This window comes from Pseudomonas sp. LF-5 (genome assembly GCF_037626295.1).
In the GTDB taxonomy this organism is placed as follows: domain Bacteria; phylum Pseudomonadota; class Gammaproteobacteria; order Pseudomonadales; family Pseudomonadaceae; genus Aquipseudomonas; species Aquipseudomonas monsensis.
Genome location: NZ_JARKMT010000001.1, coordinates 19,042 through 40,699, shown reverse-complemented (window position 1 = coordinate 40,699; position 21,658 = coordinate 19,042). Strand labels below are relative to the sequence as shown.

General features: G+C 61.6%; 23 protein-coding genes and 1 pseudogene. 12 read left to right on the top strand and 12 right to left on the bottom strand.

Going from position 1 to position 21,658, the window contains the following annotated elements; all coding sequences use genetic code 11:
* The first annotated feature begins 48 nt into the window (after positions 1–48).
* The gene (locus PseuLF5_RS00230; RefSeq protein ID WP_340132619.1) at positions 49–1,167 is read left to right on the top strand and encodes a DmpA family aminopeptidase; all 1,119 of its coding nucleotides are present in this window, start codon (positions 49–51) and stop codon (positions 1,165–1,167) included.
* Positions 1,168–1,442: 275 nt separating this feature from the next.
* Here the strand turns inward: PseuLF5_RS00230 and PseuLF5_RS00225 are convergent, their stop codons facing one another.
* Complete coding sequence (locus PseuLF5_RS00225; protein ID WP_128613685.1) at positions 1,443–2,129, bottom strand: GNAT family N-acetyltransferase; 687 nt, start codon at positions 2,127–2,129, stop codon at positions 1,443–1,445.
* A gap of 151 nt (positions 2,130–2,280) precedes the next feature.
* Between PseuLF5_RS00225 and PseuLF5_RS00220 the strand changes: the two genes are divergently transcribed.
* From PseuLF5_RS00220 to PseuLF5_RS00210, 3 genes are all read left to right on the top strand, one after another.
* Positions 2,281–2,766 carry a DUF3592 domain-containing protein gene (locus PseuLF5_RS00220; protein WP_340132616.1) on the top strand — a complete coding sequence of 162 codons (486 nt, stop codon included), beginning with the start codon at positions 2,281–2,283 and terminating at the stop codon, positions 2,764–2,766.
* Positions 2,767–2,947: 181 nt separating this feature from the next.
* Positions 2,948–3,271, top strand: a complete 324-nt coding sequence (locus PseuLF5_RS00215) for a YXWGXW repeat-containing protein (RefSeq protein ID WP_340132615.1) — start codon at positions 2,948–2,950, stop codon at positions 3,269–3,271.
* A 42-nt stretch (positions 3,272–3,313) separates the two neighbouring features.
* A complete protein-coding gene (locus tag PseuLF5_RS00210; RefSeq protein WP_123462545.1) occupies positions 3,314–3,526 on the top strand; it encodes a YXWGXW repeat-containing protein in 213 nt (70 codons plus the stop codon).
* Positions 3,527–3,541: 15 nt separating this feature from the next.
* Here PseuLF5_RS00210 and PseuLF5_RS00205 read toward each other — a convergent pair whose 3' ends face one another.
* Positions 3,542–4,099, bottom strand: a complete 558-nt coding sequence (locus PseuLF5_RS00205) for a YceI family protein (protein WP_340132614.1) — start codon at positions 4,097–4,099, stop codon at positions 3,542–3,544.
* Positions 4,100–4,206: 107 nt separating this feature from the next.
* Positions 4,207–5,565, bottom strand: a complete 1,359-nt coding sequence (locus PseuLF5_RS00200; RefSeq protein ID WP_123462543.1) for an MATE family efflux transporter — start codon at positions 5,563–5,565, stop codon at positions 4,207–4,209.
* Positions 5,566–5,675: 110 nt separating this feature from the next.
* Between PseuLF5_RS00200 and PseuLF5_RS00195 the strand changes: the two genes are divergently transcribed.
* The 3 genes from PseuLF5_RS00195 (at position 5,676) to PseuLF5_RS00185 (ending at position 8,657) form a co-directional block, all read left to right on the top strand.
* Entirely contained in the window at positions 5,676–6,251 is a 576-nt protein-coding gene (locus tag PseuLF5_RS00195; protein WP_340132612.1) for a chorismate mutase, read from the top strand.
* A 176-nt stretch (positions 6,252–6,427) separates the two neighbouring features.
* Positions 6,428–6,829 (top strand): hypothetical protein, encoded by a 402-nt coding sequence (locus PseuLF5_RS00190; protein ID WP_340132611.1) that lies wholly within the window; start codon positions 6,428–6,430, stop codon positions 6,827–6,829.
* 157 nt (positions 6,830–6,986) lie between these two features.
* Positions 6,987–8,657 carry a sensor domain-containing diguanylate cyclase gene (locus PseuLF5_RS00185; protein WP_340132610.1) on the top strand — a complete coding sequence of 557 codons (1,671 nt, stop codon included), beginning with the start codon at positions 6,987–6,989 and terminating at the stop codon, positions 8,655–8,657.
* Between the two features lie 85 nt (positions 8,658–8,742).
* Here PseuLF5_RS00185 and PseuLF5_RS00180 read toward each other — a convergent pair whose 3' ends face one another.
* Positions 8,743–9,129, bottom strand: a complete 387-nt coding sequence (locus tag PseuLF5_RS00180; protein WP_340132609.1) for a c-type cytochrome — start codon at positions 9,127–9,129, stop codon at positions 8,743–8,745.
* A 159-nt stretch (positions 9,130–9,288) separates the two neighbouring features.
* On the bottom strand, positions 9,289–10,620 hold the full coding sequence (locus PseuLF5_RS00175; RefSeq protein ID WP_340132608.1) for an aminotransferase-like domain-containing protein: 1,332 nt from the start codon (positions 10,618–10,620) through the stop codon (positions 9,289–9,291).
* Between the two features lie 91 nt (positions 10,621–10,711).
* Here PseuLF5_RS00175 and PseuLF5_RS00170 point away from each other — a divergent pair, with 91 nt between their 5' ends.
* Positions 10,712–11,605: a DMT family transporter gene (locus PseuLF5_RS00170; RefSeq protein WP_128614196.1), complete on the top strand. Its 894-nt coding sequence runs from the start codon at positions 10,712–10,714 to the stop codon at positions 11,603–11,605.
* 2 nt (positions 11,606–11,607) lie between these two features.
* On the opposite strand, the gene PseuLF5_RS00165 is transcribed toward PseuLF5_RS00170, so the two are convergent.
* Positions 11,608–12,423, bottom strand: a complete 816-nt coding sequence (locus PseuLF5_RS00165; RefSeq protein WP_340132607.1) for an AraC family transcriptional regulator — start codon at positions 12,421–12,423, stop codon at positions 11,608–11,610.
* A 189-nt stretch (positions 12,424–12,612) separates the two neighbouring features.
* Here PseuLF5_RS00165 and PseuLF5_RS00160 point away from each other — a divergent pair, with 189 nt between their 5' ends.
* The gene (locus PseuLF5_RS00160) at positions 12,613–13,128 is read left to right on the top strand and encodes a carboxymuconolactone decarboxylase family protein (RefSeq protein WP_128614197.1); all 516 of its coding nucleotides are present in this window, start codon (positions 12,613–12,615) and stop codon (positions 13,126–13,128) included.
* Positions 13,129–13,236: 108 nt separating this feature from the next.
* Here PseuLF5_RS00160 and PseuLF5_RS00155 read toward each other — a convergent pair whose 3' ends face one another.
* Positions 13,237–14,682: a SulP family inorganic anion transporter gene (locus PseuLF5_RS00155; protein WP_123462531.1), complete on the bottom strand. Its 1,446-nt coding sequence runs from the start codon at positions 14,680–14,682 to the stop codon at positions 13,237–13,239.
* A gap of 159 nt (positions 14,683–14,841) precedes the next feature.
* On the opposite strand from PseuLF5_RS00155, the gene PseuLF5_RS00150 reads away from it, so the two are divergent.
* Positions 14,842–15,150: a DUF7693 family protein gene (locus PseuLF5_RS00150; protein WP_340132606.1), complete on the top strand. Its 309-nt coding sequence runs from the start codon at positions 14,842–14,844 to the stop codon at positions 15,148–15,150.
* Here the strand turns inward: PseuLF5_RS00150 and PseuLF5_RS00145 are convergent.
* Positions 15,141–15,599, bottom strand: a complete 459-nt coding sequence (locus PseuLF5_RS00145) for a GNAT family N-acetyltransferase (protein WP_123462527.1) — start codon at positions 15,597–15,599, stop codon at positions 15,141–15,143. The genes PseuLF5_RS00150 and PseuLF5_RS00145 overlap by 10 nt on opposite strands.
* Positions 15,600–15,742: 143 nt before the next feature.
* Between PseuLF5_RS00145 and PseuLF5_RS00140 the strand changes: the two genes are divergently transcribed.
* Complete coding sequence (locus PseuLF5_RS00140) at positions 15,743–16,387, top strand: TetR/AcrR family transcriptional regulator (RefSeq protein ID WP_340132605.1); 645 nt, start codon at positions 15,743–15,745, stop codon at positions 16,385–16,387.
* Positions 16,388–16,408: 21 nt separating this feature from the next.
* On the opposite strand, the gene PseuLF5_RS00135 is transcribed toward PseuLF5_RS00140, so the two are convergent.
* The 3 genes from PseuLF5_RS00135 to ggt all read right to left on the bottom strand — a co-directional run bounded on the left by PseuLF5_RS00135 (position 16,409) and on the right by ggt (position 19,857).
* Positions 16,409–17,428 (bottom strand): lysozyme inhibitor LprI family protein, encoded by a 1,020-nt coding sequence (locus PseuLF5_RS00135; RefSeq protein ID WP_340132604.1) that lies wholly within the window; start codon positions 17,426–17,428, stop codon positions 16,409–16,411.
* A 100-nt stretch (positions 17,429–17,528) separates the two neighbouring features.
* Positions 17,529–18,062 carry a cysteine hydrolase family protein gene (locus PseuLF5_RS00130; protein WP_123462521.1) on the bottom strand — a complete coding sequence of 178 codons (534 nt, stop codon included), beginning with the start codon at positions 18,060–18,062 and terminating at the stop codon, positions 17,529–17,531.
* A 67-nt stretch (positions 18,063–18,129) separates the two neighbouring features.
* Positions 18,130–19,857, bottom strand: coding sequence for a gamma-glutamyltransferase (ggt, locus tag PseuLF5_RS00125; RefSeq protein WP_340132600.1), 1,728 nt, complete (start codon positions 19,855–19,857; stop codon positions 18,130–18,132).
* A gap of 150 nt (positions 19,858–20,007) precedes the next feature.
* Here ggt and PseuLF5_RS00120 point away from each other — a divergent pair, with 150 nt between their 5' ends.
* Entirely contained in the window at positions 20,008–20,520 is a 513-nt protein-coding gene (locus tag PseuLF5_RS00120; protein WP_123462517.1) for a methylated-DNA--[protein]-cysteine S-methyltransferase, read from the top strand.
* 132 nt (positions 20,521–20,652) lie between these two features.
* Here the strand turns inward: PseuLF5_RS00120 and PseuLF5_RS00115 are convergent.
* Positions 20,653–21,654: pseudogene (locus tag PseuLF5_RS00115) on the bottom strand (chitinase); the annotation flags it as partial.
* Between the last annotated feature and the right edge of the window lie 4 nt (positions 21,655–21,658).

Sequence of the window (21,658 nt, the reverse complement as noted above, 5' to 3'; positions counted from 1 at the left end):
CACAGCAATCGTGACTTGTTCAGACTTTTTATAGAGAGACCAACCTCAATGAAACCTCGTGCCCGCGACCTCAATATCCGCATCGGCCAGTTACCGCCCGGCCCGCTCAACGCCATCACCGACGTGCCCGGCATCCGCGTCGGCCACAGCAATGTGCGCGGGCGCAGCAGCGCCGGCCGGGACATCTGCACTGGCGTCACGCTGATCGAACCGCGTCCGGGGTCAACCAACCAGCAGCCGTGTTTCGCCGGTGTGCATGTGCTCAACGGCAACGGCGATGCCACGGGGCTGGAATGGATTCGCGAGGCCGGCCTGCTGACCAGCCCGATCGCCTTCACCAACACCCACAGCCTCGGTGTGGTGCGTGATGCGATGATTGCCCTGGATCGTCAGCAACAACCGGATGACGGCCGGCTCTACTGGAACATGCCGGTGGTGCTGGAAACCTTCGATGGCTTGCTCAATGACATCAACGGTTTCCACGTGCAGCCCGAGCATGTTGCCGAAGCAATGAACAGTGCGGTGGACGGCCCGGTCGAAGAAGGCGCCGTGGGGGGTGGCAGTGGCATGATCTGCCATGAACTCAAGGGTGGCATCGGCACCGCATCGCGGCGTTTGAGCGCTGCCCAGGGCGGCTGGACCGTGGGCGCCATCGTCCAAGCCAACCACGGCATTCGCAGTGAGCTGCGGGTCGATGGTTATCCGGTCGGGCGTTACATGGAGCAAAAGGACTCGCCGTTTTTGCGTGCCTCGCTGCCGCATCCGGGCATGGGCTCGATCGTCGTCTGCCTGGCCACCGATGCACCGTTGTTGCCGCATCAATGCACGCGTCTGGCACAGCGTGCCAGCCTGGGTCTGGCGCGGACCGGCGGTGGTAACGAAGACCACAGCGGCGACATTTTCATCGCCTTCGCCACCGGTAACGCTCAGGTGCCACCCGCCGCCTACGAAGGCAAAGGCGCGCCGACCTGCGACGGATTGCGCATGGTCAATAACGACCACATCAGCGAGCTGTTTCTGGCGGCAACCGAAGCGGTGGAAGAAGCGATCATCAACGCCCTGCTCGCCAGCGACAGCACCGACGGCAACGGCCACTCGGTGCCGGGACTGGATGCCGAGACCCTGCTCGCCGCCCTCGCCCAAGCAGGCTGGCCCGGCGCCCGCTAACATCACTGTTGCCTGGAGGAGCGGCGCTACCGTGGCGCTGCCTCGCGCCGCAATCCGCGCGACTGGCGGTACTTGAGCCCGCCCTGCCACGCTCACAGAATGGAATGACGCAGTGACTTGGCTCATCCAGCGCTGCGTAGGCGCGGGTGCTCTGAACCCCAAATCAAGCCCGTGCCTGGCTTCATGCGCATCTTGAGCCTCACGGGCTCTACTTCCTCCCCATCAAAGAGCTTTGAGGCTCTTTTTTTGTCTGCGGGAATTGGCCGGGTACGCAATCAGTGCACGGTGAGACGCTGGCGTACGAATGCTTCGGTGTGACGGGTGACTTGATCCAGATGCCGGTCGCGTTGTTTCTCCGCATCGAGCATGGCGCGCTTGCCGTTCTTCTGCAGCAGATAGGTGTGAATCTGCTGCACTTCCAGTGACCGGTAGATCGGCGTGGTGTCGATGAAACCGCGCAGACCGTTGCTGCGGTAATGCCGGGTGCTCATCAGCACCTGTGTCTCGCGCTGCCCGATCACGTCAAAACCCAGCGCCTCGAAATACGGGACTTTGCCGACGCTACAGGCCAGTTCGGCGTGAGGGTAACGCCCGACCATTTCAGCGATCATCGCCCGTGCCACCCCTTGGCGCCGATGCCCTTCACGCACGGCCATGTACGCCACGCTGCAGGCTTCCCAATCGCCCTGCACCGGCAGGTACAGCAGAAAACCGATCAGCTGTTGCGGGTCATCGTCATCGGTCGCCACCAGCAACTCCACCTCGGTGCCCTTCTCGCCGTTCAGCGCTTCCAGATACAAATGCACCTCATAACCGACCACGTACTGATAAACGTTGTACAGCAGGTTGCTCGGGCCGAGTCCGACCGCGCTGATGTCGGTCAAGTAGTCGACGACCATCTGCAGGATCTGGCTGTTGACGCTTTCCGGGCATGGGGTTTTGTAATGGGTGATGCGTGGCATGGCGAACTCCGACGGTAAAAAGCGTCGCCGACAACCGCGGCGGTCGACGAACCGCGACATCATACCGTGACGCGACCGGCTACCGCCTAAAGATCCCTTTGCGCGCGCCGATGTAACGACCTCTCTCTCCGCCAAGACCAAGGATCGGGCCATGTATTACACGCGCGAAGCTGCCAAGGATCACCTCTATAACCGCATCGTCATGTTGACCGTCGCCTGCTGCGTGGTCTTGCTTCTGGCCGGTATGGCCCGCAATCAGGGCATCCTGTATGGCGTGTTGAATCTCAACGGCGTGGACACCCGTGGCACTGTCACGCAGCTGGAAAACATCCCGATGAACAAAAATGGCAAGGTCATCCACTATCGCTATGCCGATGAGCAAGGCCAGGTTCATGAGGGGCAGCATGCCGACGAGCGCTACGCCGAACACACCCAGTACGAAGTCGATGGCCCCATCCCGCTGCTGGTTTCGCGCTGGATGCCTGACAAAAGCTGCATCGCCAGCCAGCTGCAAAGCTACAAGACCGGGTTCTACATCATGACCGGTGGTGTGTTGCTCGCCCTGCTGTTTCTGCTGATCTCGGGCAGGACGTTCTGGCAGATTCAGGCGATGAAAGAACAAGACCGGTTCTATTGAACCCAGGTTCACCTCCCGGCCTCGGCGCGTGCGGCATACCTTGCTGGCGCGCCACCTGTCAGCCTCGCGCCGCCCTCCTCTCTGAATAAAATTTCATCTGCCGCGCACAGGATCTTTTGCCGATTCGGCGTCCAATTCCTCAACTGCGTTCACTTTTCCACGCAGGCCTTGAGGAGTTGTCATGAGCGTTTTGCGTTCCCTGTCCAAATGGCGAAAAACCCTGCTGCTGGTGCCGCTCACCCTGGCCGCGCTGGGCAGCGCGCCGGTGTTCGCGCAACCGGTGGTGATCGTTCAGCAAGCACCGCCGCCGATGCGCATGGAAGTGATGCCGGGCGCGCGTCCCGGTTATGTCTGGGATCAGGGCCATTGGCGCTGGCAAGGACGCGGTTATGTCTGGGTGCCCGGTCACTGGCAACCGGTGCGCTACGGCGCGCGCTGGAAACCGGGGCACTGGCAGGCTCGCGGGCCTAACTGGGTCTGGATTGAAGGGCATTGGGTGCGTTGATCGCCCGACACGCTGTACACCTCATCTATCGGGAACTTCACCATGTCAAACACCGTTAAATCGCTCCTCGCCGCTACGCTGGTGGCGATCACCCTGTCCGGTTGCGTGATTGCACCGGCGCGTCCGCACCGGCCACCGCCACCGGTGGAAGTGGTGCCGGTGATGCCTGCACCGGGCTATCACTGGGTCGCGGGCCATTATCGCTGGGGCGGCAATGAGTGGCGCTGGGTGCCGGGGCACTGGCGCGCCTATTGATCCGGGCAGGTGGCGTCACTGCTGTGGCGCCACCACTCTGAACTTGATGGCAATTTCCCTGGACACCACAGTGTCCGCCCACTCCCCCGCACCCAAGCCGAACCTGTCGCGGTCGAGCAACAGTTCACCGTCGAAAATGCCGATGTCACTGTCTGGTTTCAGTTCCACCGGCACCTTCACATCACGGGTGATGCCCTTGAGGGTGAGACGGCCGGCGATCAGATAGTGGTTTGCGGAAACCCGAGTGAATTGGCTGGACTCGAACACCGCCACGGGGAATTTCGCAGTATCGAACCACGCCGGTTTCACCAGTTCGGTATTGGCATCTTCACTGCCGGCGTCGATGCTGGTGAGGTCAATGTGCAAGGTGGTCTGGGCGTTGGCGAGGTTGTCGGTGTCGAGCTTCAGCGTCGCGTCGAACTTGGCGAACGTGCCGTATATCCGCGAACCCATCTGGTTGTACGTGAAACTGATCTGGCTGGCGGCGGTGTTGACCCGGGTGTATTCCACCGCCTGCACGGCGGGAATGGCGCACAGGAACAACGCGGCAACCAGCAACAAACGAATCGACATGGGATTCTCCGGGCAGCGCGTTGTCGTCGGGGGCTCGATTGACTTAAGCAAACATCGGCCGGTTACACCACCCACGCCCCTGCGGCAGCTTCTGCATTTGGCTGTATTCAAACCAGGCGTTCGATCTTCTGATGCTGCCAGACCAGCTTGTAATACAGGGTCTGCAGCACCAGCATCCCCAGATACGCGACCGGGAACGCCATCCACACGCCCTGCAAACCATATTGCCCGTCCAGCCAGTACGCCGCCGGCAACTGCACACCGACCACGCAGATGATTGCGATCGCCACAGGCACCAGCACCGTACCGCTGGCACGCATGATCCCGCCGATGATCGCCTGGAAGCCAAACACCAGCAGGCTCCACAACATGATGTGCAGCAGATGTTCGGCCATGGCGCGGGTGCTGTCCTCGGTCAGGAACAAACCCAGCAACCAGTGCGACAGCAAATAGCCCAGCACAATCAATCCGCCGGTCAGGCACACGTTGATCAGCAGCCCGGTGCGCAGGATCGGCCCCATGCGTTCCAGCCGTCCGGCCCCGATGGCCTGGGCGCCGAGGATCGACGCGGTGATCGCAATCGACAACGCCGGGAACTGCACGTAGTTGACGATCTGGGTCACCGCGCCATAGGCCGCCGTCGCCTGTGAACCATGCTGGTTGACCAGCGCCAGAATCACCAGCTCGGACAACGACAGCACGATCATCTGCACCCCGGTCGGCAGACCGATGCGCAGGACCTTGCCGAGAATTGCCGCGTCCAGGCGCAACGCGGCGAAGAACTCGCGATCCGGCGCCAGCGGATGCCTCTTGCGAATCAGGCGCCACGCCAACCACGCCATCGCCGACAGGTTACCCGCCAGTCCCGCATAGGCCGCGCTCTGAATGCCCATCTGCGGCAAGCCGAACCAGCCCCGTATCAGCGCTGGCGTCAGCGCCAGCCCGACGCAGGTCGATACCATCAACGCCAGCAACGGCGACAGCGTATCGCTGACCCCGCGCAGCAACTGTGTGAACAACACGAACACCAGCATCGACGGCAGAATCCACATCATCACGTGGGCATACGCCACCGCATCGTCGAGCACATCCGCCGGCGTGCCCAACCCGGCCAACGCCTGCCGCGCAAAAACGCTGCCGAGTACCGCCGCGACCAGACCGATCAATACCCCCAACAGCAGCGTCGCCCCGGCAATCGCCTTGACCATGTGCGGCTCACGCGCGCCCCACGCCTGACCGATCAGTACACCGGCGCCGGCACCGAGGCCGATCACCAGGGCAATGAAAAAGAACACGATGGGGAACATCCCCGACACCGCCGCCAAGGCCTGCGTGCCGAGCATCTGACCGATGTAGATGCTGTTGACGGTGCCGGACATCGATTGCAGGAAATTGGACAACACCATCGGCGCCAGAAACAGCAAGTAGGTTTGCCAGAGAGGTTTGATGGCGCTAGGGGTTTGCATTGACTGGAGGTCCATCTCGACACGGGAAGACTGATGCAGGATAGCTTCGGTGACTTGCAAGCGGGGTGCAATTAACATTTGAGCCCCGTGTTTATATTTCAATCGAGGCCATGCCCATGCTCCCGCCGTCACGCCTGCTCTCCTGTGCCTTGCTGGCTCTGTTCGCCGGCACCGCCCACGCCGCCTCAGCCGCAGCGCCCGAGTCGTTGAAACCCTTGTTGATGACCCTGAACGAACGCCTGAACATCGGCGATCAGGTGGCGTTGACCAAATGGGACAGCGGCAAGCCGATTCAGGACAGCCCGCGTGAAGCGCAGGTCATTGCCAACGCCCGCGCGCTGGCCGTTGAACGCAAGCTGGATCCTGAAGACGTTGCACAGTTGCTCGCGGCGCAGATGGAAGCCAACAAGCTGGTGCAGTACGGCTTGCTCGCGCAATGGCAGGCGGCCGGGGCGGCGCCGGACACACCGCGGCCGGACCTGGGCCAGCAGATCCGCCCGCGACTGGATGAGTTGCAGAGCCGGCTGTTGCAGCAATATGCAGCGTTTGCGCCGTATCGCCAGGCTGCGGATTGTCCAGCCTGGGTGATGGAGGCGCGCAAGGGGCTGGCGCGGGATGCGCTGCATGAGCTGGCGTTGGTCAGAGCTACCGGGGAGTTGTGTGTTCGGGCCGGGAACTCACGCTGAGCGACGTCAGGATCAAAAGATCGCAGCCGGCGCCAGCACCTACAAGTGGTTGGTGTGGGGTTTGGGGGACCATCATTGCCGTCGATGTTTACCATCACGGCAATGAAGTTCTCATAAAAATTCTGCGGCGTAACATCCGCTCCATACCAACCCAAAACACCCCGGAGCACACGATCATGAAACGCCAGACCCTTCTCAGCATCGCTTTCTCGGTTTTTGCAGTTAACGCTTTCGCCGCAACCCCGGCGCACACCCTGATCGCCGAAGGCGGCTCGGACAAGTTGATTGAAAGCCGTGTGGCTGAAGGCGGTTCGGATCGTTTGCTCGAACGCCGCGTTGCCGAAGGTGGCTCCGATCGTCTGCTCGAACGCCGCGTTGCCGAAGGCGGTTCGGATCGTCTGATCGACCGCCGCGTTGCCGAAGGCGGCTCTGATCGTCTGATCGACCGCCGCGTTGCCGAAGGTGGCTCTGATCGTCTGCTCGAACGCCGCGTTGCCGAAGGCGGCTCTGATCGTCTGCTCGAACGCCGCGTTGCCGAAGGTGGCTCTGATCGTCTGATCGAAAGCCGCAACGCTTGAGCCCAAAGCACTGCCGCTGTCCCCATTGAAAGCCCGGCCTGATCAGCCGGGCTTTTTCGTGTCGGCGGTTTCGTCCCGGTTCGTGAACCGCTTCGCTGGCAGCTGATCGCCGATGTCGCATACCATGGCGCCACTCCAATGAAGACAGACACCGCCCATGCTCAAAGCCAGTCTGCGTAGCCATCTCACTCTCTGGTTTACCGGTTTGTCCCTGCTGACGTTATTGAGCGTGGGCTTTTATGTGGGCCATATCGCCACCGAGCAGATGAAGCAGGCCAGTGGCAGCGCGCTGCTCAATACGGCACGTTCGGCCGCGTCGTTGCTGGGTGAACAACTGCGCGAGCGGCAGTTGGAGGTGTATCTGCTCAGCCGGGCGCCGCATCTGGAACGCGGTGATCTGGACAACCCGGCCATTCTCAAATCGTTGCAACTGCGCACTCAGGCCCGCGCCGAATATGCGTGGATGGGCGTGACCGATGCCGCAGGCAACGTGCATCAAGCGGTGAACGGCTTGCTGGTCGGCCAATCGGTGCAACAACGGCCGTGGTTTCAGGCCGGACTGCGCGGCGAATACACCGGCAATCCTCATGAAGCGGTGCTGCTGGCCAAACTGCTGCCGGGGTCGCCCAGCGGCGAACCGTTGCGTTTCATCGACTTCGCGGCGCCGATCCGTAACGCCGCCGATCAGGTGATTGGTGTGCTGGGCGCGCACGCGCACTGGAACTGGGTGACGCGCATTGTCGAATCGGCGGCGTTCTCCCACAAGAACTCGGCACCGGACATCGAAGCGCTGATCATCGATCACGACGGCAAAGTGCTCTACCCCGAAGCCTTGATGGGCCAGCGATTGTCGACGAGTGATTCACGCGCGCCGGGCTGGTCGGTGGGCGATGGCTACCTGACCAGTATGGTTAAAGTACCAACACCGTCGAGCAGTGCACTGTCGTGGTCGATTGCCGTGCGCCAGCCCCTGGAAACCGCGCTGCAACCGGCGCATATGCTGCTGTATAAATTGCTCTTGCTGGGGGTGGTCGCTGCCGTACTGTTTGGCGTGGTGGCCTATTATCTGGCGCTGTACCTGAGTCGTCCGATCGAACAGCTGGCGCGTTCGGCCAAACAGGTGCAGGACAACCAGCCCGGTGCGCACTTTCCGTTGCAGCACCCGGTGCGGGAAATCGCCCAGCTTGGCCAGTCGATCGATGCAATGACGCAGTCGCTGCTCGGCAAGGAACGCGAACTGCAGGAGGCCAATGCATCGCTGGAAGCCATCGTGGCGCAGCGCACGGCCGATCTGCGCCAGGCCAACGCCGAGCTGCTGAGCCTGGCGACCCACGACGCGCTGACCGGCGCCTACAACCGTCGCCGCTTCGACGAAAAACTCACCGAATACACGCTGCTGTCGCGCCGCACCGGGCGCCCGTTTGCGCTGCTGTTGATCGACGCCGACCATTTCAAACGCATCAACGATACCCACGGCCATGCGGTGGGCGATGACGTGCTCAGGCAATTGGCCCAATTGATCGGCGCCAGCCTGCGCACCACCGATTTCGTCGCCCGTTACGGCGGTGAAGAGTTCGCTGTCCTGTTGCCGGAAATCGCCCAGCCCGACACCCCGGAAGTGGTCGCCGAGAAAATCCGCGCGGCGATTGCCGACACGCACTTCCCGGTGGTCGAACACGTCACGGTGAGCATCGGCGTGGGCCTGGCGGACCCGGCGGACAACAGCCCCACCGCCCTGATCAAACGCGCCGATCAACAGCTGTACCAGGCGAAAGCGGCGGGACGCAACCGAGTGGCGCATCACGCAATCATCACCTCGCCTCTCTGATCGTAACCACGCGCTACGTGGGTACGCAGTCCGTGAGGCACTCCCACGCCAAGCGTGGCGGCGATCAGAAATCAAACGCCGGCCCTTATTGCGCGAAGGTCTGGAGGTAGGCCAGCAGGTTGTCGAGTTTTTCCTGGTCGCTCAGCCCCCAAAAAATCATCCGCGTGCCAGGCACCACGCCTTTCGGATCTTTCAGGTACGCCGTCAGCGTGTCGCGGTCCCAAGTCAGGCCGGCATTTTTCATCGCGTCGGAATAAACGTAGTTCGCCGAGGTCCCGGCCTTGCGGCCAATGATGCCGTTGAGTTGCGGACCGAAGCCCGGCCGGGCGGATTCGCCGACCTGATGGCAGCCGCCGCACAGGCGCGGGAAGATCCTGGCGCCGGCCTCAGGGTCGCCGGCGGCGTGCGCGGAGGTGCCGAAAAGGCCTGCGGCAAGGATCAAGGTCAGGGACAGGAAAGCGCTGTTTTTCATCAAACGATCCAAAGCAGTGTCGTGCAAGTGCGCCAAGGCTAACATTTTGTGGCGAGCGAGCTTGCTCGCGCCGGGTGGCGAAGCGGCCGCAAACACAGGACTGCTGCGCAGTCCAGCGGGAACAAGCTCCCTCGCCACGGTTTTCTCGCCAGCGAAAGCTTACAGATACGCGCCGATGACCTTTCTGACGGTGATCAACGCTTGACGCAAGACGTCCATGTCCACCGACCCCAACGCCAGCCGAATCGCGTGGGGCACCTGCGTCGACACCGAAAACGGCTCCGCCGTGGTGACCGAAATCTGTTCGTGCATCAACGCCACGACGATCTGATCGGCGCGCACGTCTTCCGGCAGCGGCAGCCACAGGAAGTACGAGGACGGATGGCCAATGCAGCGCAGGCCCTTCAACAACTCGGCGGCCAGTGTCTGGCGCGCCCTGGCATCGTGACGCTTTTGCGCCTCGAGCAGCGTGACGGTGCCGTCATCGAGCCAGCCGCATGCCATCGCGGTCATCACCCCGGGGGTGTTCCAAGTGGTGGCGCGGATGATCCGCTCCAGTGCCGGCACCCTCGTGTCGGGCGCCGCAATAAAACCGACGCGCAGACCGGTCGCAATGTTCTTTGACAGCCCGGACACGTACACCGTGCGCTCCGGTGCCATGTCGATCAAGGTCCGTGGCGGGTTGTCCACCAGAAAGGCGTAGGCCGCGTCTTCGATCAGGATCAGGTCATGTTGGCGGGCAAGCATGACCAGTTGCTCGCGCTGCTCGATCGGCATCACCCAACCCAGTGGATTGTGCAGCGTCGGCATGCTGTACACCGCGCGCACCGGGCGCTGGCGGCACAGCGCGTCGAGTGCCGACAGATCCGGCCCGTGCTCGCCACACGGGATCGCCACTACCTCCAGATGCAACGCTTCGGCCAGCACTTTGAAACCGGAATAGGTCAGCGCGTCGGCCGCGATGACATCGCCGGGCTTGAGCAACGCCATCAGCGTCACCGCCAGCCCTTGCTGAGCGCCATTGACGATCAACACTTGCGCGGCGTCGACGTTGACCCCGCGCGCCGTCAGATGGCGCGCCACCGAAGCGCGTTCGTGCTGGCGACCGGCGTGGGGCTGATAACGCAACAGCGCTTCAAGGTCGCCGGACAGTGCCAACTGGCGCAGCGCCGTGCGCAACAGGTCGGCCTGATCGGGCAACGACGGGTAGTTGAAATTGAGGTCGATCATGCCGACCGCCACGTCTTTCTGATCAATGCCCTGCCCCGGCGCCAACGAGGTCTCCCGCACAAAAGTGCCGCGTCCGGTTTCGCCGCTGACCAGCCCCATCGCCTCCAGCTCGGCGTACACCCGCGACGCGGTGGCCAGCGCCAGCCCGGCGCTGGCCGCCAGTTCCCGGTGGGTCGGCAATCGTGTGCCCGGCGCCAGATGCCCGGCGCGGATGTCGCCGGCGTAAGCGTCGACCAGTGTCTTGTAGCGGGATCGCGGCATCGCTGGATGTATCCATGACAATTCTTTGATTGTGCTGATTCTCGGCCCTAGCATGACCGAAACACAACCCCCTCTCCGAGCATGAAGGCGTATGGAACAAACCTCGAATCTGCCCCACCCGACCCTGGACAAAACCAGCGGCTGGATCAACGGCTTTATCGGCGTGGTGATCTTCAGCGGCTCATTGCCGGCCACGCGTCTGGCCGTGCTGGAATTCGATCCGGTGTTTCTCACCGTGGCACGCGCAGCCATTGCCGGGTTGTGTGCGGTGGCGCTGTTGTGGCTGTTTCGCGAACCACGTCCGGCGCGCGAGCAGTGGTGGTCGCTGTTGATTGTCGCGCTCGGCGTGGTGCTCGGTTTTCCGTTGCTGACCGCGTTGGCCTTGCAACACGTGACCTCGGCGCATTCGATTGTGTTCGTCGGACTACTGCCGCTGGCCACCGCGATTTTCGGCGTGTTGCGCGGCGGTGAACGGCCACGACCGGTGTTCTGGATCTTCTCGATACTTGGCAGTGCGCTGGTGGTCGGATTCGCCCTGGCCCAGGGGCTGACCGCTTCGCCCACCGGCGACCTGCTGATGCTCGCCGCCATTCTGGCCTGCGGCCTCGGTTACGCCGAAGGCGCAAAACTGTCACGAAGCCTCGGTGGCTGGCAGGTGATCTGCTGGGCCCTGGTGTTGGCGCTGCCGGTGATGGCGCTGCTGAGTCTGTGGCTGGCGCCCGCCTCGTTCCACGACATCAGTCTGTCAGCGTGGCTTTGCCTGGCCTACGTCGCGTTGTTCAGCATGTTGATCGGCTTCGTTTTCTGGTATCGCGGCCTGGCTCAGGGCGGGATCGCGGCGGTCGGTCAGTTGCAGTTGCTGCAACCGTTTTTCGGCCTGGCCCTGGCCGCGACACTGCTGCATGAACACGTCAGCCTCGGCATGCTGGCAGTGACGCTGGGCGTGATTTCATGCGTGGTCGGAGCGAAGAAATTCGCCAAATGACTTCAGTTGGCTGCCTTCCACGCTCGAGGACTGAGCCCGGTCTTGCGTCGAAACGCCCGGGCCAGCGCCGACGGACTTTCATAGCCGACTTCTTCGGCAATCAACGCAATCGGCTTGCCTTCGCGCAGACGTTTTTGCGCCAGACTGACTCGCCAGCTCAGCAGATAATCCGCCGGTGGCTGCCCGACGACGCGGCGAAAGTGTTCGGCAAATCCTGCGCGGGACAGGTTGGCGGCGGCGGCAAGTTCGGCCACGCTCCACGGTTTTTCCGGTTGTTCGTGGATCAGGTTCAGTGCACATGACAGCCGTGGATCGGCCAGCCCGGCCATCATCCCCGGCTGCTGTTCGCGACGCTCGATAAGGTGGCGCAACAACAGAATCACCAGCAATTCGAACAACCGGTCCATCACTGCCACCCGCCCGCAATGCGCTTCGAAAGCCTCCTTGAACAACCACTCCAGCGTGCTGCCCAGCTCCGGTATCTCCGTAAGTTTGAGCACCAGATAATCCGGCAAGGCTGCCGCCAGGGCATTACCGGAACCGCCGTCAAATGTCAGCGTCGCGCAGACGATCCGGGGGTTCATGGCCTCGTCGGCGAACATCCGATGGGCAAAGGGGCCGGGAAAGAAAATCAGCGAGGGCTCATCGAGTCTGATTTCGCGCGCGTTGCCGGGTTTGAGCAGCAACTCGCCCGCTTGCAACAGGTGCACATGGCCACACGGTTCGTCGGCATGCACGCTGAGGCCGCAAAACGTGCCGCTGTGAAAGGTCCCGGCGTTTACGCCGAAATGGCTGAGCAAGGTGGAAAGGCGATCCATGGGCGACTCCGAGGCAAATCTACTGCTTTTTTGGTTGCACCGCTGACGCCGTGTCGCGAAGGCGCTTGGCCGGCAATTCTGGACGATCTGCCGCATATCCTCGACGATTTGCCGCCAAGGCGCCAGTTGCGCTGCCTAACATGGCCTCCATCCCCGCTGCACTTCGCCGCGGATTTTCGGAGAATCACCATGAGCCGCATCAACGCTATCAGCCTCGACACCGCCACTGACGCCACTCGCCCGGTACTGGAAGGCGTGAAAAAGAAGATCGGTTTCCTGCCGAATCTGTTCGCCACCCTGGCCCAGGCGCCGGTGGCGCTGGAAACCTACGTGCAAGCCTCGGCGATCCTCGGCAAAACCTCGCTCAGCGCCAAGGAAAAGGAAGCGGTGTACCTCGCCACGTCGCAGGTCAACGGGTGCGATTATTGCCTGGCAGCACACACGCTGTTTGCCGGCAAGGCCGGGCTGTCGGCCGAAGACATCGTCGCCGCGCGTCAGGGTGAACTCAACGCCTACGCCACGCTCGCCCGGCAGTTGACCGAAAGCCGCGGCCACTTGAACGACGAACAGATCGCCGCCGCACGCGCTGCCGGCATCAACGACGTGAAGATCATAGAAGTGATCGCGCTGGTGGCCGTGCAGACCCTGACCAACTATCTGAACAACACCGCGCTGACCGACATCGACTTCCCGGCCATCGCTTAAACGCAAAAACCAATGTGGGCGCGGGCTTGCTCGCGAAGGCGATGGATCACTCAACTTCAGCGTTGAATGACACGACGCCTTCGCGAGCAAGCCCGCTCCCATACAGGATCAGTGGTGCTCGACGCCGGCACGCTTGAGCAGTTTCTTGCAGCGCTCGGAGAGGTGAAACACCTGCAATTCCTTGCCCGCCTTGGCGTAGCGCTCGCGCAAGGTTTTCAGCGCGGCGATCGCCGAATAATCGACGAAGCTCAAATGCCGGCAATCCAGCGTCACCTTCGCCGGATCGTTGGCCGGATCGAATTGATTGAGGAACGGCGTGGTCGAAGCAAAAAACAACGTGCCATGCAGGCGATAGAGTTTGCTGCCATCGGCCTCCAGATGTTCATCGGCGTACAACTCGCGAGCCTGCTGCCAGGCGAAATTGAGCGCGGCGATGATGATGCCGCACAGCACCGCCGTGGCCAGATCGGTGAACACGGTGATGGTTGTCACCGCAATGATCACCAGCACATCGTTGAGCGGCACTTTATTCAGCACCCGCAACGAGGCCCAGGCGAAGGTCTGCTGCGACACCACGAACATCACCCCGACCAGCGCCGCCAGCGGAATACGCTCGATCAGCGGCGACAGAAACAGGATAAACAACAGAATCAACACCCCCGCCACCACACCCGACAGACGCCCCCGCCCGCCGGAACTGAGGTTGATCACCGTCTGGCCAATCATCGCGCAACCGCCCATGCCGCCGAATGCGCCGCTGACCATATTCGCCGCGCCCAGCGCCACGCATTCGCGATCCGGATAGCCTCGGGTCTCGGTGATTTCATCGGTGAGGTTGAGGGTCAGCAGGGTTTCCAGCAACCCGACCAGCGCCATCAGGATTGCGTACGGCGCGATGATGCGCAGGGTTTCGAGATTCCATGCAATGTCCGGCAGCGCGAAAGTCGGCAGGCCACCGGCGATGTGTGCCATGTCGCCCAAAGTGCGGGTCGGCAGGCCAAACAGGTAGACCAGCAGGCCGACGCCGAGGATTGCCACCAGGGCCGGCGGCACCGCGCGGGTCAGGCGCGGCAGGAGATAGACGATGGCCATGGTCAACAGCACCAGCCCGGTCATCAGGTACAACGGCGTGCCGCTGAGCCAGGCTTCACCGTTCTTGAAATGCTCCAGTTGCGCCAGCGCAATGATGATCGCCAGACCGTTGACGAAACCGAGCATCACCGGGTGCGGCACCATGCGCACCAGTTTACCCAGACGCAGCAGCCCGAACGCCATCATGATCAGGCCGCCGAGCAACACCGTCGCCAGCAGGTATTGCACGCCGTGTTGCACCACCAGCGCGACGATGACCACCGCCATCGAACCCGCTGCACCGGAGACCATGCCCGGCCGGCCGCCAAACAAAGCGGTCAGCGTACAAATGATGAACGCGCCATACAGGCCCATCAGCGGGTTGAGGTGAGCCACCAGCGCAAACGCAATGCACTCGGGCAACAGGGCAAACGAGGTGGTGAGTCCGGCCAGGACATCGGCGCGCAGACGAATCGGTTTCATGGTTTACCTGACTGGGCGGCCGATGAGCACGGCCGCGGGTGTTCGCGGAAAAAGAGGGTTGCGGATGGTACGGAATTGTTCCGCCGCGGGCCAGTGAACGCTGACACTGATCAACCTGACCTTTATGCTGCGCGCTCGTGCTTTGAATGAGTGCAGAACATGCCGTGTTTTCTGACTGCCCGCGAAGTGAGCCAGCGTCTGCGTGAAGCCGCACTGGGCTTACTGACAGTTGAAGTGTGCGCAGCGCCGGGCGAATCCGCACTGATTGCCGTCGATATCGAAGGCTGGCGACTGCTGCTGGATTTTGCAGACGCGCAGTTACATCACTGTGAATACGCTCGCAGTGCCGATGGCCAGGAAGGTGCGCTCGATACCTGGCAGCGCTACGGCACTGATCCTGTGAGTTTGCTCAGTACCTGGGAATTGGCGCAGCTCGAGCGGTTGCTGAAGGCCTGCACTCAAGCCTGACGCAAATCCAGCAGATAGGTGTAGTAACCGGTGTCACGCACATAACCCAGCGATTCGTACAAGCTCTGCGCGGTGAGGTTATCGGTGGCGGTTTCCAGTACCAGGCCCTTGGCGCCGGTTTGCAGGGCAAAGTCGCGGGCGCTGTTCATCAGCAGTCGGCCCACGCCGCGGCCACGAGCGGCAGGCGTGGTAAACAGATCGCTGAGCAGCCAGGTGCGGTGAGCATCAATGGAGGAAAACGTCGGGTACAACTGCACAAAACCGAGCGCTTCGCCGCTGTCATCCTCTGCGAAAAAGATCACCGATTCGTCGTTAGCCAGGCGTTCGGCAATGAACGCCCGCGATTGCGCCAGGTTCGCCGGTTGCTGATAAAACCCCCGGTAGGCGTCGAACAACGGTGCCACCGCATCCAGATGTGTTGCGTCCGCTCGCCGCGCCTTGATGGTCATTTGCCCTTCCCCCTTCGTTTGAATGTTCGAACCAGCATAGCGCTGCGTGTCGAGTGCGCTGGCTTCATCGCTATATAGTTTTGTATATTACGAAATCGATTTCGCCAGAACCTTCCCATGCCGTCCATTCTTACCGTGTATCCATGAGCGCCATCCGCGTTCGCAACGAACAGTCGATTCTGGCCGCCGCCAGCGAGGCATTCGCCGCCAACGGCTTCGACGCGACCCAGACCCGTGACATCGCGGCCCGCGCCGGGGTGCCCAAGGCCAACCTGTATTACTACTTCCAGACCAAGGAAAACCTGTACTGCAAAGTGCTGCTGGGTTTTGTCGAGCCACTGCTGGAAGCCTCGGCGGTGTTGCGTGAAAGCGATGACCCGCTGATTGGCCTGCGTGCCTACGTCGCCGCCAGAATTCGCATCGCCCGTGAACATCCGGCGGCTGCCAAGGTGTTCAGCGGCGAATTGCTGCTGGGTGGTCGCCAACTGCCCGCTGAGTGCCGCGACCTCTTGCACGCTGAGGCGCGACGCAATGTTGAATGTTTGCGCAGCTGGATCGAGCGCGGTTTGCTGGCCCCGGTGGATCCGGAGCATTTGATGCTGTTCATCTGGTCGGCGACGCGCACGTACACCAATATTGGCTGGCAGATGGGTTGCATCACTGGCCGACCCGAGCCGCAGGATGAGGACTACCAGACGGCAGCGCAGACGATCACGCGGATGGTGCTGGAGGGCGTGATGATGCCGCCGCGGACGGGGGCGATTCGTGGGGTTTTGTTTGCGACTTGAAGAGGCAGCCGCGCAACCCGGTCAGGGCATGAAGTCCAGAGGCAGAACCAATTCACCCCCCAGGTCCCTGTGCCAGGCGCGCAAGGCGTCAGGCAAACGCCCTTTCCACTCGGCAACGTTGGTGTAGTAGCGCGCACGGGATTTACCCTGCGGGTCAAATACCAACACCACCAGCCAGATACGCTCATCCGGTGCACGCATCACAATCGCTGCATTGCTCGATGGCAGCCCCCGGACCCAGTATTTGCTGACTTCACCATTAGGTACATCGACAGAGGCATCACCTGTCTGTGTAATGCCACAGTTTTGCAGAAGCACCTGATAGTCGCCGCTGAGAAGCGTGTGCACGATCTCGTTTTCTCGTCGAGTCTGTACCACGCCCAGTGTGAGCAAGTCATAACCCACCGCGACCGTTTGCTTCGATGCCACATACCGACCGCCGTAGTAAACACCCATCCCGGCACCGCAGTCGGAAGCATCGCCAGTCTGTGTCACGTCCATGAGTCCATTGAGCGCCGTGAACGTCAAAACGCAGTCTCCTTCTGCGTAACGGGCCTGCGTACCGTCCACAGTGGCGACCCCCTCCAGTTCACCCGAGTGACTACCGTTCGCCGCTGAAATATCGAAGGTGATCTGTGAGGCCCCCTTGCGCTGTGTTTTCAGCTCTGCCCCTTCTGAAACACCCCAGGGAATCAGCTGCCAGGTGCTATTCCAGGAAAACGGCTTGACCATGTATTCAAGGGCCGTGAGCCGCATCAGGTACTGCCGGCGTAAACAGGGGACCTGTTCGTTACATTGATTACGTTGCTTGAGCCATCCTCGCTGATCCGCTTTCAGGGCTTTCGGGTCGGCGACCTTTGCCACAGCGGACTGCCATGCCGAACCCAGCCTCTGGTCAAGATTGGAGAGATCCGGATCGGCACAAATGGTTTTTTCAGTCGGGGTGCCGGCACTGGCGCAATCGAAACTGCTGGCGTGGACGCCGGGGGCAACAGCGAACGCTGAGAGCATCAGGAGGTGGCGGAGCTTGAGCGCGAACATCGGTAGATTCCATTCTTCAGACGGCGCGCAGTATGCCAGTGACGCTGACAGAAATCCTGTGGGAGCGGGCCTGCTCCCACAGGGGAATTGGATGTGTCGGTCAGAACCTGATTTCAGCAGCCGGTTTGACATCGATCCGCGCCACGGAGCCGGTCAGGTGCGCCAGATCCTTGTTGTGCTCGGCGATGATGTCCTCGGCGCTCATGTTGCCGTTGTCGAGGGTGGAATGGCCATCGGAAACGAGCACCACGTCGTAACCCAGTTGATGCGCCTGACGCACGGTGGCGTTGACGCAGTAGTCGGTCTGCAGACCGCAGATCACCAGTTGTTCGAAATCTTCACTGGGCAGCAGTTTGCGCAGTTCGGTCTGATAAAACGAATCCGGGGCAGTCTTGCGTACCCGCAGATCGCTGGCGGACGTTGCCAGTCCTTCGGCCAGTTGCCAGCCCTCGGCACCGTAGGCCAACGGGCTGTCCTTTTCCTCATGCTGGATCAGCACGACCGGCACGCCGGCCTTGCGCGCACGTGCGCCGAGGGCGTTGATCGTGTCGATCACGCGGTGAATGTCGTGGCACTGGTATTGGCCCGAGCAGAGAGCCCGCTGAACATCGATGATCAGTAATGCGGTGGTCATGATGAGCCTTCCTTGATCAATCCTTGAGACGGGGGCGGAACGCCGGCCGCCCCCTTTTTTACGCCGCTCAGTACCCCAGTGACAAGCCGGTATTGCGCCGTGGATCGTTGGCGCCGTAGAAGCGGTTCTTCCCTACCGGTTTGCCGCCCAGCGAAGGCGCACCGACCAGAATCGCCGCGATATGGTTGGCATCCTGCGGGCCGGCGAACTTGTGGCCCCAGCTCTCGAGGATTTTCTTCGTATCCGGACTGGCCGCGAAGTCTTCGAGGTTGGTTTCCTCCGGCATCCATTGCTGGTGGAAGCGCGGCGCGTCGACCGCTTCCTGCAGGCCCATGCCGTAGTCGATGACGTTGAGCATGGTCAGCAAGGTCGCGGTGATGATCCGGCTGCCGCCCGGCGTGCCGACCACCATGACCACTTTGCCGTCCTTGGTGACGATGGTCGGACTCATCGAGGACAGCGGTGCCTTGCCGGGAGCGATGGCATTGGCCTCGCCCTGCACCAGTCCATACATGTTCGGCACGCCGACCTTGGAGGTGAAGTCGTCCATTTCATCGTTGAGGATCACTCCGGTCTTGCTCGCCATCACGCCGGCGCCGAACCAGTCATTGAGGGTGTAAGTGACCGACACCGCGTTGCCCCACTTGTCGACGATCGAATAGTGAGTGGTGTTGCTGCCTTCATGAGGGGCCACGCCAGGCTTCAGCTCCGCCGAAACACCGGCCTTCTGCGGCTGGATCGCGTTGCGCAGTTTGGTCGCGTAGTTCTTGTCGAGCAGATGTTCGAGCGGGTTCTTCACGAAATCCGGATCGCCGAGGTAGCTGTTGCGATCCACGTAAGCGTGGCGCATCGCTTCGATCTGGTAGTGCATGCCCTGGGCCGAGTGAAAGCCCAGATCCTTCATCGGATAACCTTCGAGGATATTCATGATCTGGCAGATCACCACGCCGCCGGAACTCGGTGGTGGCGCCGACACCACGTGGTAGCCACGGTAATCGCATTCCACCGGGGCCAGTTCCCGGGTCTTGTATTTGTCGAGGTCGGCCTGAGTGATGATGCCCTTGTTGGCCTGACTGGACGTGACAATCGCGTCGGCCACCCAGCCTTTATAGAAACCGTCAGTGCCCTTCTCGGAAATGGTGCGCAGGGTTTTGCCCAGGTCCTTCTGCACCAGTTTCTGCCCGACCTGCATCGGTTCGCCGTTGTGCAGGAAAATCGAGCCGGAATCGCGCATGTCCTTCTTGAACACGTCGGTGGCGTACTCCAGCAGTTCGACGTCGCCCTGCTGCAGTTCAAACCCGTCTTCGGCCAGTTTGATGGCCGGAGCGATCATTTCCTTGCGCGGCTTGGTGCCGTATTTGCTCAGCGCCAGTTCCATGCCCGAAACGGTGCCCGGCACGCCGACCGCCAGGTGGCCTCGGGTGCTCAGATCGGGCACGACGTTGCCGTCCTTGTCGAGGTACATATTGGCGGTCGCCGCCAGCGGGGCTTTTTCACGGAAATCGAGGAAGGTCTTGCGCCCGTCCGCCAATTGAATCGTCATGAAACCGCCGCCACCGAGGTTGCCCGCCGCAGGATAAACCACCGCCAGCGCATAACCGACGGCAACCGCCGCATCTACCGCGTTACCGCCGCTTTTCAGTACATCGACACCGACATGCGTGGCCAGATGTTGCGCCGTGACGACCATACCGTTCTCGGCGGCAACCGGGGCCACCGAAGCAGCGTGAGCCATAAGGCAACTGAGTGCCAGCGAGGTCGCGATCAGCGATTTGGCCAAAGGTTCGTACTTCATGAGTCGATCTCTTTTTTGTTTTAGGGGCTGTGCAAAACAGAGGGGAACGCTTCAAGAGCAACAAGCAGTATGGTCGGCTTTGCGTATTGCGCCTCCCCGATCAGGCAGTATGCTGAGCGCTGTTCATCCTCTGATCCGGAGCTGGTCACCATGTCGTACACGTTCATCACCCTGCCCTCACCGGTCGGTGAGCTGAAGCTGGTCGCGAACGGTTCACGACTGGTGGCCATCCTCTGGGAAAACGACAAACCCAATCGCGTGCGTCTCGGGCCGATGAGCGAGGCGCCGGACAATCCGCTGCTGATGAAAACCGCTCGGCAACTTGCAGAATATTTTGCCGGACAAAGGCATTGCTTCGATCTGGAGCTGGACTTTGTCGGCACCGACTTCCAGAAAAAAGTCTGGGCGGCGCTGCTGACCATTCCGTTTGGCGAGACGCGAACCTATAGCCAGATTGCCGAGCAGATCGGCCATCCCGCTGCCGTGCGGGCCGTCGGTGCGGCCAATGGGAAAAATCCGCTTTCGATTGTTGCGCCGTGTCATCGGGTGATTGGTGCCTCGGGAAAATTGACCGGGTTCGCCGGGGGGCTGGAGGCCAAGGAGCGCTTGCTGGTGCTTGAAGGTGGGCAGCGGCCCGGCACGGGGCGGCTGGAGGGTTTTTAAAGAAAAGTTCGCAGCCTTCGGCAGCGCCTCCAGGAGACTGAAATTCAATGGAGGTGCTCTTTTGATCGCTCAGCAAAGAGCCCGGCAGCGCTACCGGGCCCTTTGGCTCAATTACTCAGCCAGCTTCACTCCGTTGATCAGCGGACCATAACGCTGGCTGAACTCCCAGTTGTACGGCACATGATCCTTGCTGCTGCCGTTGTCCCAGTTCACCGACCAGGTCATCAGCCCCTTGATCGGATGCCCCTTGATTGCCAGACGCTTGAGCGCATTGCCCACCGCCGCTTTGTCGATCACGTAACCGGTCGCCGCCGCATCGACGTTGGCCGGCAAGCCGATGACGAACTTCTCGGCAGGAATCCTGGTGAACCCGCGAGTGCCGGTCACCAGGCTTTCGGTCAGGTAATACAGGAAGTCCTCCTTCAGCGCATCGTTGTTCTGGGCGATCCACGCGCCAGCGCCGCTGTTGGCCTCCGGCACCCAGATGCCATCGCCGCCCTGGTTGTAGAACTGCGGGGCGATGAAGTCGTAGTAGCCTTCCAGCGCTTGCAGGTAACCGACATATTTGCCGGTGCTGGTCAGGTACGGAAACTCCGGTGCCATGCTGATGATGAAGTGCTTGCCCTGGCCTGCGTAGTGATCCTTGACCAGTTTCAGCGCAGCCGGCAGGACGGTCTTGTTGGCAGCGGAATCAATCGCGCTCTGTTCAAGATCAATGTCCAGCCCGTCGAAACCGTAGGTTTCCACCAGACGGATGATTTCGTTGGCCAGTGGCTGTTCCTGCCCCGCGCGCAACTCGATCTGCGCATCGGCGCCACCGAGGGAAATCAGCACCGCCCGGCCCTGACTGTTGAGAACGCCGACCTGGCGGCGGAACTCGGCGTCGGACAGGTTATACGGCCTGAAGGTTGGAATCCCGCTGCCCTTCATGAACGCCACGGCAACCACGTTGTATTCCTTGGGCACCGCTTCCAGAGCGAGCTCGGCGAAGCGCCCCTGACGGTAGCCGTCGCTCGGCCCCGCGGGCCAGTTGTGCCAGAAGCCCATGAGGATCTTTTTACCGGCGATGCTTGGCATCAGCGAGGCGGCATCGCTCGCGGTGTTTTGCATTAAAGAAAAGTCGATCTTTGACATGTTC

Excerpts from the sequence above, each read along its gene's own strand:
- PseuLF5_RS00185 (WP_340132610.1), top strand. The coding sequence starts at position 6,987 with ATGCTCAAAGCCAGTCTGCGTAGCCATCTCACTCTCTGGTTTACCGGT.
- PseuLF5_RS00190 (WP_340132611.1), top strand. The coding sequence starts at position 6,428 with ATGAAACGCCAGACCCTTCTCAGCATCGCTTTCTCGGTTTTTGCAGTT.
- PseuLF5_RS00155 (WP_123462531.1), bottom strand. The coding sequence starts at position 14,682 with ATGAAACCGATTCGTCTGCGCGCCGATGTCCTGGCCGGACTCACCACC.
- ggt (WP_340132600.1), bottom strand. The coding sequence starts at position 19,857 with ATGAAGTACGAACCTTTGGCCAAATCGCTGATCGCGACCTCGCTGGCA.
- PseuLF5_RS00200 (WP_123462543.1), bottom strand. The coding sequence starts at position 5,565 with ATGCAAACCCCTAGCGCCATCAAACCTCTCTGGCAAACCTACTTGCTG.
- PseuLF5_RS00175 (WP_340132608.1), bottom strand. The coding sequence starts at position 10,620 with ATGCCGCGATCCCGCTACAAGACACTGGTCGACGCTTACGCCGGCGAC.
- PseuLF5_RS00140 (WP_340132605.1), top strand. The coding sequence starts at position 15,743 with ATGAGCGCCATCCGCGTTCGCAACGAACAGTCGATTCTGGCCGCCGCC.
- PseuLF5_RS00170 (WP_128614196.1), top strand. The coding sequence starts at position 10,712 with ATGGAACAAACCTCGAATCTGCCCCACCCGACCCTGGACAAAACCAGC.
- PseuLF5_RS00160 (WP_128614197.1), top strand. The coding sequence starts at position 12,613 with ATGAGCCGCATCAACGCTATCAGCCTCGACACCGCCACTGACGCCACT.
- PseuLF5_RS00210 (WP_123462545.1), top strand. The coding sequence starts at position 3,314 with ATGTCAAACACCGTTAAATCGCTCCTCGCCGCTACGCTGGTGGCGATC.
- PseuLF5_RS00195 (WP_340132612.1), top strand. The coding sequence starts at position 5,676 with ATGCCCATGCTCCCGCCGTCACGCCTGCTCTCCTGTGCCTTGCTGGCT.
- PseuLF5_RS00230 (WP_340132619.1), top strand. The coding sequence starts at position 49 with ATGAAACCTCGTGCCCGCGACCTCAATATCCGCATCGGCCAGTTACCG.
- PseuLF5_RS00130 (WP_123462521.1), bottom strand. The coding sequence starts at position 18,062 with ATGACCACCGCATTACTGATCATCGATGTTCAGCGGGCTCTCTGCTCG.
- PseuLF5_RS00205 (WP_340132614.1), bottom strand. The coding sequence starts at position 4,099 with ATGTCGATTCGTTTGTTGCTGGTTGCCGCGTTGTTCCTGTGCGCCATT.
- PseuLF5_RS00220 (WP_340132616.1), top strand. The coding sequence starts at position 2,281 with ATGTATTACACGCGCGAAGCTGCCAAGGATCACCTCTATAACCGCATC.
- PseuLF5_RS00135 (WP_340132604.1), bottom strand. The coding sequence starts at position 17,428 with ATGTTCGCGCTCAAGCTCCGCCACCTCCTGATGCTCTCAGCGTTCGCT.
- PseuLF5_RS00165 (WP_340132607.1), bottom strand. The coding sequence starts at position 12,423 with ATGGATCGCCTTTCCACCTTGCTCAGCCATTTCGGCGTAAACGCCGGG.
- PseuLF5_RS00150 (WP_340132606.1), top strand. The coding sequence starts at position 14,842 with ATGCCGTGTTTTCTGACTGCCCGCGAAGTGAGCCAGCGTCTGCGTGAA.
- PseuLF5_RS00120 (WP_123462517.1), top strand. The coding sequence starts at position 20,008 with ATGTCGTACACGTTCATCACCCTGCCCTCACCGGTCGGTGAGCTGAAG.
- PseuLF5_RS00180 (WP_340132609.1), bottom strand. The coding sequence starts at position 9,129 with ATGAAAAACAGCGCTTTCCTGTCCCTGACCTTGATCCTTGCCGCAGGC.
- PseuLF5_RS00145 (WP_123462527.1), bottom strand. The coding sequence starts at position 15,599 with ATGACCATCAAGGCGCGGCGAGCGGACGCAACACATCTGGATGCGGTG.
- PseuLF5_RS00215 (WP_340132615.1), top strand. The coding sequence starts at position 2,948 with ATGAGCGTTTTGCGTTCCCTGTCCAAATGGCGAAAAACCCTGCTGCTG.
- PseuLF5_RS00225 (WP_128613685.1), bottom strand. The coding sequence starts at position 2,129 with ATGCCACGCATCACCCATTACAAAACCCCATGCCCGGAAAGCGTCAAC.